Consider the following 12,908-nt stretch of genomic DNA (forward strand, 5'->3'; position numbering starts at 1 on the left):
CTTAGCTGCTCGTCTCCGTCGGGCCCTCGTCGCCCGGCCCCGGCGTGAGCGTCACGCTGTCGAGGTCGCCCACGTCCGAACCGTCGACGTACTCGCCGCGAATGTGCAGCGTTTCGAGCGAGCCGACCACCTCCTCGAAGGTCTCCACGTCTGCGGGTTCGCTGCGGTCCAGTCGCCCGTCGTCCGGCACGGCTCCGACACCCCCCGTTTCGGTATCCTGTAGCCAGGCGTCCGGTGTCAGCGGAATTTCGTACCGGGTCCACTCGGTTCCAGGGTGTGCCGCCTCGTCGCCGAAATCGTGGTACAGCACCTGCTCGTCCGAGGCCAGCACCACGTCCGGGGCGTCGAACTGGCTGTCCGTGCTGGACTGTCGGAGCGAGAACGCCAGTGTCCCGCCGATGTACGGCGACTTCGACCCGCGGAACGACCGCGGCGCGACCCAGTACCACACGTCACCGGTGGTGTCGTCCTCCGCCGAGAGGTAGCTCCCGGGGTCGCCCTCGCCCGATTTCCGGTCCGGGAACACCGACCCGTCCTGTACGTCCCCGACGACCGTCCAGCCCTCGGTGGTCGTCTCGAACGTGCTCTCCCGGGGCGTGAACTCACTCGCGATGGTGACCGCACCCGAGTCCGACACGGCCCCGTTCACCTCGACTTCGACGAGGTATTCGCCGGTCCGCACCGGGGCGGAGACGCCACGGAACTCGACGACGATGGTGTCGGTCGCGGTCAGGGTGACCGGCGACCCCGGCGACAGCGTGAGCGTCGTGCCGTCCGAGCTGACCCGTGCGTCGTTGATGTTCGCCTGCCGCGTCTCCGAACCCGGACCACCGACGCTGACCGTCACGTCGTCGTAGGTGATGCTGTCCGAGAGCGAGAACGTCGCCGGGAAGGTGATGACGACCTCGTCCAGTTCCTGCCCGTCGAGGGCCGGGGTGGCTCGGACCGTGATAGTGTAGGCATCGGTGAGTACCGGGACGCCGAGGCCCGGGACGACCGTCGCGTCCCCCACCGGCCCGGTCGTCGTGTGTGGCGGCGGTCGCGTCGTCTGGGTCGAGTTGTTGCCGAACTGGACGTTACTCTCACAGCCCGCGAGCCCGGTCGCGGCCATCACGCTGGCCGCGGTCAGGAACCGTCGTCGAGTGACTGGTGCCATCGATACGTCGACCTCGCGTCGATACCGGATAAGACGAGACGCTAAGTACGACGTGTCAGGGCGTCTCTGGTCGGGCGCTGGCTCGCCGCCCGGCGTATCCACACGAATAAAACCACGGGGCGTCTCTGTTCGGGCAATGTTCGACGAGATCATGGAGAAGTTCGAGGGCTCCCCGAGCCAGCAAGCCGTCATCCGGCTGTTGCTCGAACGGGGTTTCTCCGTGAACGACGATGGGCGGGTCGTCTCCGGGGGCATCGAGATTCCGAACACTGGCATCGCCCGCGAGATAGGCGTGGACCGACGGGTCGTGGACTCGACCACCGACGCCATCCTCGAGGACGAACAGCTTCGACGCATCTTCCAGAACATCTCGCAAGTGCCCAGCCTGATGGACCTCGCGCCCGTCCTCGACCTGACCGTGCTCACCGTCGAAGTGACCGACGCCGAGCAACAGGGTATCGTCGCGACCATCACGGGACTGCTCGCCGAGTACGACATCTCCATCCGACAGACCATCAGCGAGGACCCCGAGTTCACCGACGAACCGAAACTCCACCTCGTCACCGACGAAGAACTCCCTGGCGAACTCATCAACGAGATTCGCAACCTCGACTTCGTCCGCAAGATAGAGCTCCAGTGACGACTCGAACCTGAACCGACGCGCTATTGGGGGCGGCTTACGGAGTACGACTATGGACGAGAAGGTAGAGACAGCCCTCAGATTCGTCGCGGCACAGCTCGCGGTTGCCACCGCGGGTATCCACCTCTGGCTGGGGTGGCGGGCGCTGTACACCTACATCGACGCCGGGCGACCGTTCACGGACCCCCGGATGGTGCTGTTCGTCCTCTCCGCAATCGCGGTCCCCGTCGGCATCGGCATGGCCGCCGCCGGCGTGCGACGCGACTACGTCTACAGCCTCGGCATCGTCCTCATGTGCTGTTACCTGGGCGGCTGGCTGCTGCTCGGCGGCCACCCGCAACCCGGGCAGCTCACCATCGCCCCCGCGTGGCAGGACACCGGCCACAGTCACGGCTCGATACTGGTCACCCTCGTCGACCACCTCTTCTCACAGTGGGAGCTGCTCGCGAGCAAAGTCATCGAGAGCGTCCTGCTCGTCGTTCTCGCGGTGCTACTCCGCGAGGAGCGCCGCGCGATGGTCACCGCCGACCGCGAGGACGGCGGCTCCAGCGGTGATGCCGACGCCAGCCCCGATTCCGACGCGGAGGCCACCGCGTGACAGAGACCTTCCAGACCATCGCGGGACCCGGCGAAGCCCGCTTCGAGATACGGGGGTCGGAGTTCATCGGCCACGTCAGGCCCGTCGAGACGGTCGAGGACGCCGAGGCGTTCATCGCCTCCGTCGAAGCCGAGTACGACGACGCGACCCACAACGTTCCGGCCTACCGCGTCCGCGCCGACCCGCTGCGCGAGTGGTCGAGCGACGACGGCGAACCAACGAGTAGCGCCGGGAAGCCCGCCCTGAACGTCCTCGCCCAGCGCGACCTCGAGGACGTCGTCGCGGTCGTCACGCGCTACTACGGCGGGACGAACCTCGGCGTCGGCGGCCTCGTCCGGGCCTACTCGCGGGCGGTCAAGGAAGCCGTCGACGACGCCGGCGTCGTCGAAGCGCGCCCGCACGAGCGCTTCGGCGTGACCGTCGACTACGACGACTCGGGTTCAGTACGAGGAATACTCGAATCCGCGGGCGTCGACTTCGAGGCCGACTACGAGGCCCGCGTCAGCTTCGACGTGCGCGTCGCGGTCGCCGAGGCGGAGTCGCTCCGGGACCGCATCCGGAGCGCGACGAGTGGGCGCGCCGAGATTTCGGACTGAGTCTCGACCGGTCCCCCCGATCGGTCTTCGCTGGCACCCAAGCGTTCTTTTCCCCCCGATTCGTGGTCCGGGCCATGCAGACCGTCGAACCTTCCGACTACCGCGACCTCGTGCTCGCGTCGTCTCCTGCCGTCTCTCCCGGTGGCGAGCGCGTCGCGTTCGTGCGGGAAGTGCCGAAAGACGACGAATCCTACGAGGCTACGGTGTACGTCGCCCCGGTCGGTGGGGACGAACTGGAACGGTTCACGCTCGCCGAGGGGGTCGACGCGGAGCCGACGTGGAGCCCGTCGGGGGACCGCCTCGCGTTCACCAGCACCCGTGGCGAGGACGACGACCGCCAGCAACTGTGGGTCGTGAAGGCCGACGGCGGCGAGGCCCGACAGGTCACGTCGGTCGTGGGGGGCGTAAGCGCCATCACCTGGAGCCCCGACGGCGAGCGCATCGCGTTCTGCCAGCAGGTGACCCGCGAGGACCAGGAGACGGACCGTGACCGCCACGTCGACCCGGACTACGAGGCCGAGGAACCCGACCCACGGGTCATCGACCGGACGGTCTACCGCGCCAACGCTCAGTATCTCGACGGGCGGCGGACCCACGTCTACGCGGCCGACCTCGCGGACGACTCGGTCCGGCGGCTCACGACCGGTGACGTGGACCACGTCGGGGTCGACTGGGTCGACGACGAGACGCTGTACTACGGGCGGAAGGTCGGCGACGACCCGGACGATTCGCTGACGGTCGAGATATTCGAACAGGACCTCGAGACGACCATCGAGACGAGTCTGACGACCGACACCAACTGGGGGACGCCGCTGCGGGCGACGAGTGACGGGCGGGTCGCCTACTTCCACACGCCCACGGAACAGGCGACCCTGCGCCAGACCGAGATTCGCGTCTACGACCCGTCGACCGGAGAGACCCACACGCCGACGGCCGGCCTCGACCGGACGATGGCCTACGACTCCGACATCTGTTGGGGGGCAGACGAGGAACTGCTCTACTTCCCGACGCCGGAGGCCGGGTCGGTCGTGCTGCGTCGTGTGCGCTGGGACGAGGGCGAGTCGGCGGACGACACGACGGTCGTGGCCGGCCGGGACATGCACGTCACCGACTTCGACGTCGGTCGGGACGTTGCGGCCTACGTCGCCAGCGAGTGGGACCATCCCGGCGACGTCTTCCTCTCGACGCCGGGCGGCGGCGAGGGCGCACGGCTCACCAGGGTCAATTCCGGGTACCTCGACGACCGGGCGGTCTGTCAGCCCGAGGAGCTCTCCGTCGAGAACCCCGACGGCGACGAGATACAGGGCTGGCTGCTCACCCCGCCGGACTTCGACCCCGACGAAACCTACCCGCTCGTCGTCGAGGTCCACGGTGGCCCGCACGTCATGTGGTCGCCGTCGGACACGATGTGGCACGAGTTCCAGTCGCTGGCTGCCGCGGGCTACTGCGTCTTCTTCTGTAACCCCCGTGGCTCGGCGGGCTACGGTGAGAAGTTCATGGCGGCCATCGAGCGCGACTGGGGTGCAGTCACGAGCGCCGACGTCCTCGCGGGTGTCGAACAGGTGTGTACACGCGACAGCATCGACGAGGCGAACGTCTTCCTGACCGGCGGCTCCTTCGGGGGCTACATGACCGCCTGGCTGGCCGGCCACAGCGACCGGTTCCGGGCCGTCGTCGCCCAGCGCGGCGTGTACGACCTGGTGGGCTTCTACGGGTCGACCGACGTCGCGTACAAACTCGTCGAGGGCGACTTCGACGCGCTCCCGTGGGACGAACCGGAATTCCTCTGGGAGCACTCGCCGGTCGCCCACGCCGAGAACATCGACGTGCCCACACTGGTGATGCACGCCGAGAACGACTTCCGGGTCCCCATCGGCGGTGCCGAGTTGCTGTTCCGGTTCCTGCGCAAGGCCAACACCCCGACCCGATTCGTGCGCTACCCGCGCGAGGGCCACGAACTCTCTCGCTCCGGCGAACCCGCCCACGTCGTCGACCGCATCGAGCGAATCCAGCGCTGGTTCGACGGCTACTCCGACTATCGAGACGTGCCGCCTGCACTGGAGCGTGCGCCCGACGCGGGCCTCTCGGCGGGCGAGGACGACGAGGAGTGAGCGTGACTGGCGGGTTCCGAGCGGTGTGAGAAACGTTGACGTGTTGACGGTCGTTTCGTTCGGAACTCGAGGCGGTCGAACCCTCCGCAGTCACGCGTTCTAGACCCGAAACGAGGGGGTTCCAGCCGGTTCTCGGAGTGGCCGGTTCGTGAGTCGAACGTGCCCCTCTGTAGCACTACTGGGGTCCAGTTCGGCAGTGTCGACTGCCGTCGAACCCGCCAGCAGTCCCGTGGTTTCGACCCGAAATCAGGGGGTTCAGGTGGGTGACACGGCCACGTGTCCGCTCGGCGGAACCGAAATTGTCCAGTGGAGGAACCCACTGGATAGCACTCAATAGCCCTTCCGGGGGGCGTTTCGTCTGGTCAGACGCGTCAGACATCGTATCGCAGTCGGGTGGTTCGCACCCGAAACCAGGGGGTTCAAATCAGCCTTCAGTGGTGGATCACCAAGTGGCGGGACGGGGCTGTGAGAACCCACTCAAAAGAGCCCTTTGAGCCGGTCGAGGAAACCACGAGACGACGGTTCCGGATGACGGGTGAAGTGGAGTTCACCGTTCAGTTCGCGCACCCGGAAGTTCTGCTCCTCGTAATCGTACGTCAACTCCCGGATCGACGCGAACCGGGTGTCGATTCGGAAGAGATTCTCGTCGAGAGACCCGATGTCGACGTTCGTCGGTTCAGTTCCGACGGCTGTCCCAGCTTTTTCTTCGACATCCAGGTAGAACACACCGACGTCGGTCCAGTCGACGTCTCGCTCCACGACACCGTTCGGGAAGGCACCGTGATTGCTGTCTATCTTTTCAGGAGCGATGGTCGTGTGGCACACGGAGAGTTTGTGCGTCTCACCGTCTCCTTCACAGGTATCACAGATTATGACGCCATCCTCGCAGTCCGTACAGTCGGTTTCGCCACTCCCATCGCATCGGTTACACGCACGGGTACCGCTGCCGCGACAGACAGTACATTCGACCGATCCGGTGGTGGCACAACTCTCACAGTCCACGGTCTGTTTCCCACGACAGTCCGAACAGGTGACCCGCCGACGGGTCACTCCACGGCCACTACACTGTGGACAGGACTTCTGGAGGCTGACGACCCCACCACTGGCGTTCCACGAGTCGTTACAGCGAGGACAAGGTTTCTCTTCTCCATCCTCCCGTATCGTTCCACCCCCCTGGCACTGCGAGCAGTGTTCGTTCACCTGAATCATGCCGTTCGAACAGTTGGGACAATCGTCTTCGACGACGACGGTACCGTCCCCGTCGCACGTTTCACAGAGAGAGGATCCAGCACCGTCACAATCGCTGCAGGTCTTCGCACCGTGACTGTCACAGGAGGGACAGCCGTTGGAACCGTGGCCTTCACACCGCCCACAGGTGAGCGCCCCAGCCCCATCACAGACACGACACGTCGACGCTGGTGTGCCGTCACACGCCGAACACGCCCCGAACTGCTGTGATTCGAGATTGACGTACTTCTTTCCCTGGAGGGCTTCGAACTCGTCTATCGACACAGTTCCACTCGGGGGAGCCGTGTACTCGCTACGGACGAAGTCCTCGTCACGGAGTTCGAGGTCTTCCGTCCACGTGCGACGTCGAAACCACTCCGTCTTTCCCCGAATCACGAGGATGTCGTTCGGGCGGCGTGGGGAAGCGGTCTGCAGGAAGTCGTCCGGGAGCGACGCTTCGTTCTCACGGAACAGTCGTTCGAGAATCGTATCTGGGGCAGAATGGTCCTCGAATATCTCCTGTTTTGAACGTTTGAGTAGAACACGTTCGTTGAAATCGGCGTTCATTGAGCCTCTCTACACGGTGGTACGACCAGACCAGCATAAGTTTCACATACGATTGATATTCGTTTTGGCCGGTGGCACCGACCACACCGGGCCCCGAATCGTCTACCAGATACGCTGGTGTCCTCAGTCGACGATGATGTCGTCGTCCTCGATGACCGGCCCCTGCTCTGGTTGCATCTCCTCCTGGTAGCGCCGAATCCACGTCGCGAAACAGTCCGGGCAGAGCCGCTGGGCGTCTATCTGGGTCCGGTCGACCGCGAGTTGCACCGTCCGGGACAGCGCATCGGAGACTGGTTCCCCACAGTCGTCACACGCGTCGTCGCTCATGCGCCAACCCTCGCGGTCCTCGGTTAAAGACGTTCAGGTCGTCCGTCGAGCGGGCCTCGACGCTACGTCGTCCGGAACGCGCGGTCACCCGCGTCGCCGAGGCCGGGCACGATGAAGCCGTCGTCGTCGAGGTGGTCGTCGATGGAGACGGTGAGCAGGTCCGCCTCGGGCACCTCGTTCCCGACACGGAGCAGCCCGTCCGGCGCGCTCACGGCCGAGAGCACGATGAGGTGCTCCGGGTCGGGTGCCTGCTCCTGAACGTGTTCGAGGACGGCACACATCGTCGACCCCGTCGCGAGCATCGGGTCCGCGACGATGACGGTGTCTTCCTCGTGAATCTCGGGGAGTTTGACGTAGTCGATGGTGATGGGGAACTGGCCGTCCTCGTTGCGGCCAGCCTCCTCGTCGCGCGAGGCGGAGATGACGCCCTGTCGGGCACGCGGGAACGCCTTGAGCAGCCCTTCGACGAACGGCGTCGCGGCACGCAGGACGTTGATGATGACGACGTCGTCGAGCCCCTTGACGCGCTCGCCCATCGTCGTCTCCAGCGGTGTCTGTATCTCGACGTACTCGGTCTCCATGCGCCCGTCGATTATCTCGTAGCCACAGATGCGGCCGAGCTTGACCAGGCCCTTGCGGAACGCGACCTGTTCCGTCTCGATGCTTCGCAGCTTCGACAGCGTGTCCTTGGCGAGTGCGTGCGTGACGAGGTACGCGTCGCCTCGGTCCTCGATGGTCATACGTAGAGGACCAGTCGGAATCAGCATAAAGCCCCTGAAACCCGCCCGAGTGCCCTGTTCACACGACCGCTGGAAAGTTTATCACGCACGGTGGCTTAGGAGCCAACGACCGATGGAAGAGAGCATCTCCGGGTTCAAGGTGCGCGGCGAGTGGCACGATGTCGTCGAACACGGCGAGCGTGTAACACGCGCGCTCCGGGACCTCGACGCGAACACCGGGGTGTACGCGGATGCGTTCGACGCGTGGGACGAGTGGCGACCGAAGGCGACCGACACCATCGAGGAGGACGTGCCGGAGAAGACCGCAGAGCAGGCGAGTGTCGGCGAAGGACAGGGCGAGAAGGCCGGGAAGAAGCCGAACGAGGACGTCCAGACGGCCGGCGAGAAGCTCTCGGAGTCCTACGAGAGACTGGAGGAGGGCGACACGGACGACGCGGTGGACAAGTGGAACGAGTCAATCGAGTACGTCGCGCGGGCGGCCGACTCCGCGGGGCGAAAGGCGCTCCGGAAGGTCGAGAGCACGGTGTACCAGCGAGTGATGACCCAGCTCGCGCCGTACTACTTCGACAACGAACTCGTCTCCGCGAACCTCCAGCAGACCGGCGGCCGCGAGGAACTGTTCATCTTCGAGGTGAACGTCAACGACGACGACCTCAAGCCCGAGGTCGCCGACCGCCTCTACGAGTACGAGGACACCGTCGACCGCTGGCACGTCGACGTGGAGAAGGAGACGACACAGGTCGAGGCGGCCGAGGGCGTGGAACCGCCGAAGTCCGAAGACCGGTCGAAGCCCTCGACGAACTGATTCTCAGAACTCGACCCACTCCGACCGGGTCCGGCTATCACCGCCAGCACCGACGAGGTCCTCGACGAACAGCATGGTCGCTGCGTTGACCGCGACGGCGAGTGGCATCGTCACGAGGACCCCGACGACCAGCCCGAGGATGCCGGTGTTGTACACGACGAACGAGAGCGGGAACGAGACGGCCGCAGTGAACAGCATGTACTGAACCGCGAACGAGAGGTATTCGCCACCCTGCCTGGCGAGTTCGGCGCTTCGACCGAGCGCCGAGACTGCGCCGCGGTCTTCGACCACGACGAGGTAGGGGGCGGCGTAGAACAGGTAGGCGAGGAGCAGGAGGAACGGAATCGCGAGCAACACCAGCCCCGATGCGACGACCCCGACGAGTACGAGCGAGAAGACGACGGCGAAGTTGAACACCACGATACCGAGGAGGGGGAGGAACCGCTCGGCAGCCGCCGCGACGGGGTCGACTTCCCGGCCGTGCATCGTGCCGCGGAGTCGGCCGAGGTAGGCCGCCGTCAGGGCGGCGTCGGCCGCCAGCGCGACCGGGGTGAGAAAGAACAGCGGCGAGACGGTGAGTCCCTCGGGGACCGGGACGTTCACGAAAGCATCCAGGGTCCCGAGGCCCGTCGGGAAGCCGAACTTGATGGAGGCCACGTCGGCACCGACCAGCACGCGCCGAAGTCGGTCCACGTAGAGCAGCGACGCCAGCAGTGGGAAGACGAACAGGAGCCTGTCGTCGGAGACGCGGAACCAGCCACGGCGGAGGTAGGTGGTGAGGGAGGAGGTGACAGCCATGGCCGGGCGTACTCGGCTGGGGGCCGTATAGGTTGGGAGTCGAGACGACACCGACTTATACCCGCCCATCGACGTGGCCGACAATGGTAGGCGCCGCGACGATTGCGACGTTCTTCGTGGCGGGACTGGCCAGTCTGTTCATGGCGTGGTCCATCGGTGCCGGGTCGTCCGGGTCGACTCCGTTTGCCCCGGCCGTGGGCGCGAACGCCATCTCGGTGATGCGAGCGGGGTTCTTCGTCGGTATCCTTGGCTTCGCCGGCGCCGTGTTGCAGGGCCAGGGCGTCACCGACGCGGTCGGGAAGGAACTCGTCCTCTTCCCGGCCGGCGGCGGTCTGACCGCGCTCGCGGCGACCGTCGGCCTGCTCATCGCGGGGGCGCTCGTCGCCATCGGCATCTTCGCCGGCTACCCCATCGCGACCGCCTTCACCGTCACCGGCGCGGTCGTCGGCGTCGGACTCGCGTTGGGTGGGCAGCCGGCGTACGAGAAGTACCGCGTCATCGTGTCGATGTGGGTCGCGGTGCCGTTCGTCGGCGGGGGCGTCGCCTACGTCGTCGCCCGACTGCTCCGGGCCGAGGGCGTCAGCGAACGTCTCGCCGTCCCGCTACTGGCCGGCATCGTCGGCGCCATCATCGCGAACGTGAACTTCGTCCTGCTCGGTCCGCCCGGCGAGAGCCAGTCCATCGCGCGGACGGTGGCGCTGTCGATGCCCGGCTCGACGCTGGTCGACATGGCGCTCGTCTCACTGGTCCTCGGTGCGGTCGCCGCGCTCGCGCTCGCCCAGGACATGGCAGCCGACGAGACGGCCGGACAGCGTCACTTCCTGCTGGTCCTCGGGGCGCTCGTCGCGTTCTCGGCCGGCGGGAGCCAGGTCGGTCTCGCCGTCGGCCCGCTCGCCCCGCTCCTCTCGGACTTCTCGGTGCCGACGGTCGCCCTCCTCGTCGGTGGTGGTCTCGGCCTCCTCGCCGGGTCGTGGACCGGCGCACCCCGGATGATAAAAGCCCTCTCGCAAGACTACTCCTCGCTCGGACCGCGTCGGTCCATCGCCGCGCTCATCCCGAGTTTCGCCATCGCCCAGACCGCCATCTTCCTGGGCGTCCCCATCTCGTTCAACGAGATAATCGTCAGCGCCATCGTCGGGTCGGGCTTCGCCGCCGGCGGTGCAGGCGTCAGTCGCAAGAAGATGGTGTACACCGTGCTCGCGTGGGCGGGGTCACTGGTCCTCGCGTTCGTCGTGAGCTACCTCGCGTTTCTCGCGGTCGACGCCGTGGTCTAGTGGTCGAACTGGTTCCCGATTCCGACCGACGCGACGCGGTGGGCGACGAGTACGAGCCCGTTTTCCAGCCCCTCTCCCCAGACCGCACGTTCGGTCGGCGGATTACCACTGACCGACGAGAGCAACAGCGTCGACCCGTCGACGAGCAGCAGCCGACCGATGGAGGAACCGTACTGGTCCTCCGGCGGGAGGAACCACTCCAGCCCGGACTGGAAGACGGTGGCTTCCGGGACGCGACGTTCGAACTCGGTCTGGACGGCTTCCGAGAGCGTCCCGACGTACGTCTCGACACCTCGGTCGGTCGCCGCGACGAGCGCCTCCACGAACTCGTCGGTCACGTCGTCCATGGACCCGAAGACGGTGATGACCTCGTCGGTCGCCTCCCGGACGAAGCTCAGCGCCCGCGTCGAGATAGCGTCGGTTCCGGAGAGCGTCCAGACGTTCGAGACCTCGTTCTCGGTCTCCGTGCTCTTCGGTTCGATATCCCGAAGGGTCTCGGCGAGTTCGTCGAGCCGGGTCGCGTACTCGTTGCGAATGAGACGGACCGCGTCCGAGATGGGAACGGCACGGAACCGCCGGGGACTCGATTTCTGTACGGCGACTAGACCTTTCGATTCGAGCCGCCTCACGGCCTCGTACACCCGGGTCCGGGGGACCCCAGAGACGTCACTCACCTTCTTCGCGGTGCCGGTCGGCAGTTGCGCGAGGGCGACGTAACACTTCGCCTCGTACTGCTTTAGTCCGAGGTCTTTGAGCAACGTCGTCGCCTCTTCTACTGGGTTTGTGTGACTCATCTGTGCGGGGTGACGAGTCGGAGTTTCGGCAGCGCGACCGACTGTTCGTCATTAGCACAGATAGAGCAGTGTCATACAAAAGAGATTGGGTTTGTAACGACTATAGTAACAACAATACAGATGGCCGCAGGGGTCGTTTACTCACTTTCTCACAAAAGGTTCATCATCGTGTACAGACTATTCGCACCCAAGGCCACAGCGGCGTCCCCATCTCACCAACCAATGACAGGCGACGACCAAGAGTCAGCGGTCGCACGGTCGGTGGACATCCTCACCAACCTCGGGTTGACCGAGTACAGTGCACGAACCTACGTCGGCCTCCTCCGACTCGGAACCGGGACCGCCCGTGAGGTCAGCAACATCTCCGACGTTCCGCGGACGAAAGTGTACGAAGAGATAGAACGGCTCGAGGACCGTGGGCTGGTAGACGTCCAGAACGGGACCCCGAAGCGGTTCGTCCCCCTCACGCGGAAAGCGACGACAGAACGGTTCAGACGAGAGTACAAACGAAACGTCAACACCCTGAGCGCGACCCTCGACGAACTCGAAGTCAGGGACACAGCGGACAACAGTGAGGGCGTCTGGTTCGCGAGTGGTACCGAAGCCATCGAAGACCGCCTCCAACTGTTTTTGGAGAGTGCCAACGAGTCGGTTCGATTCTTCAGCGACCCCGCGTATCTCTCCGATTCGGTCCTCAGCCAGTTACTCGCAGCGGACAGTCGCGGGGTCGAGTTGACGTTCGGGGCCATCGGTGACACGATAGACCGGCGTCTCGAACGTCGGTTCGAGTCGGCCGACCACGTCCACCTACAGATGGGGGAGACGAACACCCAGCCGTCGCGACTGGTCCTCGTCGACGAGAGCGTCGCCCTCGTCGGAACGAACGGTCACGACGACCCGCTAAACGAGGAAGCGATCTGGTCGACGGACCCACACAACGCGCTGGTGGTTCTCGTGCAGACGATATTCACGGCCGACTGAGACGGTGTCACTCCGGCCGTAACACCCACGTTTTTGTATCGGTCTGGAATACGCCAACACAGACCGTAGAAGCGTGCCGAATCAGGCCGAATCAGACACTATGAAGAACCCAAAGAGAGGCGGGCCGCAGACGAGTCAGGAGTTCCGTCGACAACTTCGCCGACTCCTTCGTACCGCATTCGAGAACGACGTCGACGTAGAAGGCGCATTCAACTGCCGTAACGGACCCAGTATGCCGGATTACGAGGTCCTCATCACCGAGATAGAGAAACCCGACAGTTAGCGAACATCCCC

General features: G+C 65.3%; 13 protein-coding genes. 7 read left to right on the top strand and 6 right to left on the bottom strand.

All coding sequences use genetic code 11. The features are described from left to right. Window position 1 precedes the first annotated feature (1 nt). Window positions 2-1,156 carry a laminin B domain-containing protein gene (locus ACSC1R_RS04310; protein ID WP_439027843.1) on the bottom strand — a complete coding sequence of 385 codons (1,155 nt, stop codon included), beginning with the start codon at window positions 1,154-1,156 and terminating at the stop codon, window positions 2-4. A gap of 136 nt (window positions 1,157-1,292) precedes the next feature. On the opposite strand from ACSC1R_RS04310, the gene ACSC1R_RS04315 reads away from it, so the two are divergent. The 4 genes from ACSC1R_RS04315 to ACSC1R_RS04330 all read left to right on the top strand — a co-directional run bounded on the left by ACSC1R_RS04315 (window position 1,293) and on the right by ACSC1R_RS04330 (window position 5,101). Then, window positions 1,293-1,796, top strand: coding sequence for an amino acid-binding protein (locus ACSC1R_RS04315; RefSeq protein ID WP_439027844.1), 504 nt, complete (start codon window positions 1,293-1,295; stop codon window positions 1,794-1,796). A 52-nt stretch (window positions 1,797-1,848) separates the two neighbouring features. Continuing rightward, the gene (locus ACSC1R_RS04320) at window positions 1,849-2,394 is read left to right on the top strand and encodes a hypothetical protein (RefSeq protein WP_439027845.1); all 546 of its coding nucleotides are present in this window, start codon (window positions 1,849-1,851) and stop codon (window positions 2,392-2,394) included. After that, a complete protein-coding gene (locus ACSC1R_RS04325; RefSeq protein WP_439027846.1) occupies window positions 2,391-2,990 on the top strand; it encodes an IMPACT family protein in 600 nt (199 codons plus the stop codon). Before ACSC1R_RS04320 ends, ACSC1R_RS04325 begins: the two co-directional genes overlap by 4 nt. 74 nt (window positions 2,991-3,064) lie before the next feature. Next, window positions 3,065-5,101 carry an alpha/beta fold hydrolase gene (locus tag ACSC1R_RS04330; protein ID WP_439027847.1) on the top strand — a complete coding sequence of 679 codons (2,037 nt, stop codon included), beginning with the start codon at window positions 3,065-3,067 and terminating at the stop codon, window positions 5,099-5,101. 477 nt (window positions 5,102-5,578) lie between these two features. Here ACSC1R_RS04330 and ACSC1R_RS04335 read toward each other — a convergent pair whose 3' ends face one another. The 3 genes from ACSC1R_RS04335 to upp all read right to left on the bottom strand — a co-directional run bounded on the left by ACSC1R_RS04335 (window position 5,579) and on the right by upp (window position 7,962). Continuing rightward, window positions 5,579-5,860: a hypothetical protein gene (locus ACSC1R_RS04335; protein ID WP_439027848.1), complete on the bottom strand. Its 282-nt coding sequence runs from the start codon at window positions 5,858-5,860 to the stop codon at window positions 5,579-5,581. A 1,158-nt stretch (window positions 5,861-7,018) separates the two neighbouring features. Next, the gene (locus ACSC1R_RS04340; protein WP_439027849.1) at window positions 7,019-7,222 is read right to left on the bottom strand and encodes a DUF7569 family protein; all 204 of its coding nucleotides are present in this window, start codon (window positions 7,220-7,222) and stop codon (window positions 7,019-7,021) included. Window positions 7,223-7,284: 62 nt separating this feature from the next. Then, window positions 7,285-7,962 (bottom strand): uracil phosphoribosyltransferase, encoded by a 678-nt coding sequence (gene upp / locus ACSC1R_RS04345; RefSeq protein WP_439027850.1) that lies wholly within the window; start codon window positions 7,960-7,962, stop codon window positions 7,285-7,287. Between the two features lie 112 nt (window positions 7,963-8,074). Between upp and ACSC1R_RS04350 the strand changes: the two genes are divergently transcribed. After that, entirely contained in the window at window positions 8,075-8,767 is a 693-nt protein-coding gene (locus tag ACSC1R_RS04350; protein WP_439027851.1) for a DUF5828 family protein, read from the top strand. A 3-nt stretch (window positions 8,768-8,770) separates the two neighbouring features. Here the strand turns inward: ACSC1R_RS04350 and ACSC1R_RS04355 are convergent, their stop codons facing one another. Then, on the bottom strand, window positions 8,771-9,565 hold the full coding sequence (locus ACSC1R_RS04355; protein WP_439027852.1) for a hypothetical protein: 795 nt from the start codon (window positions 9,563-9,565) through the stop codon (window positions 8,771-8,773). A gap of 83 nt (window positions 9,566-9,648) precedes the next feature. On the opposite strand from ACSC1R_RS04355, the gene ACSC1R_RS04360 reads away from it, so the two are divergent. Further along, entirely contained in the window at window positions 9,649-10,839 is a 1,191-nt protein-coding gene (locus ACSC1R_RS04360) for an inorganic phosphate transporter (RefSeq protein WP_439027853.1), read from the top strand. Here ACSC1R_RS04360 and ACSC1R_RS04365 read toward each other — a convergent pair. Next, entirely contained in the window at window positions 10,836-11,633 is a 798-nt protein-coding gene (locus tag ACSC1R_RS04365) for a TrmB family transcriptional regulator (RefSeq protein WP_439027854.1), read from the bottom strand. The two genes, ACSC1R_RS04360 and ACSC1R_RS04365, sit on opposite strands and share 4 nt — an antisense overlap. Window positions 11,634-11,855: 222 nt before the next feature. Here ACSC1R_RS04365 and ACSC1R_RS04370 point away from each other — a divergent pair, with 222 nt between their 5' ends. After that, complete coding sequence (locus ACSC1R_RS04370; RefSeq protein ID WP_439027855.1) at window positions 11,856-12,614, top strand: TrmB family transcriptional regulator; 759 nt, start codon at window positions 11,856-11,858, stop codon at window positions 12,612-12,614. Window positions 12,615-12,908 lie beyond the last annotated feature (294 nt).

This window comes from Haloarchaeobius ordinarius, assembly GCF_051801355.1.
Lineage (GTDB): Archaea > Halobacteriota > Halobacteria > Halobacteriales > Natrialbaceae > Haloarchaeobius.

Bases quoted from the DNA above. Each gene is read 5' to 3' on its own strand.
- ACSC1R_RS04360 (WP_439027853.1), top strand. From the start codon at position 9,649: ATGGTAGGCGCCGCGACGATTGCGACGTTCTTCGTGGCGGGACTGGCC.
- ACSC1R_RS04310 (WP_439027843.1), bottom strand. From the start codon at position 1,156: ATGGCACCAGTCACTCGACGACGGTTCCTGACCGCGGCCAGCGTGATG.
- ACSC1R_RS04320 (WP_439027845.1), top strand. From the start codon at position 1,849: ATGGACGAGAAGGTAGAGACAGCCCTCAGATTCGTCGCGGCACAGCTC.
- ACSC1R_RS04365 (WP_439027854.1), bottom strand. From the start codon at position 11,633: ATGAGTCACACAAACCCAGTAGAAGAGGCGACGACGTTGCTCAAAGAC.
- ACSC1R_RS04315 (WP_439027844.1), top strand. From the start codon at position 1,293: ATGTTCGACGAGATCATGGAGAAGTTCGAGGGCTCCCCGAGCCAGCAA.
- ACSC1R_RS04355 (WP_439027852.1), bottom strand. From the start codon at position 9,565: ATGGCTGTCACCTCCTCCCTCACCACCTACCTCCGCCGTGGCTGGTTC.
- ACSC1R_RS04370 (WP_439027855.1), top strand. From the start codon at position 11,856: ATGACAGGCGACGACCAAGAGTCAGCGGTCGCACGGTCGGTGGACATC.
- upp (WP_439027850.1), bottom strand. From the start codon at position 7,962: ATGACCATCGAGGACCGAGGCGACGCGTACCTCGTCACGCACGCACTC.
- ACSC1R_RS04340 (WP_439027849.1), bottom strand. From the start codon at position 7,222: ATGAGCGACGACGCGTGTGACGACTGTGGGGAACCAGTCTCCGATGCG.
- ACSC1R_RS04330 (WP_439027847.1), top strand. From the start codon at position 3,065: ATGCAGACCGTCGAACCTTCCGACTACCGCGACCTCGTGCTCGCGTCG.
- ACSC1R_RS04350 (WP_439027851.1), top strand. From the start codon at position 8,075: ATGGAAGAGAGCATCTCCGGGTTCAAGGTGCGCGGCGAGTGGCACGAT.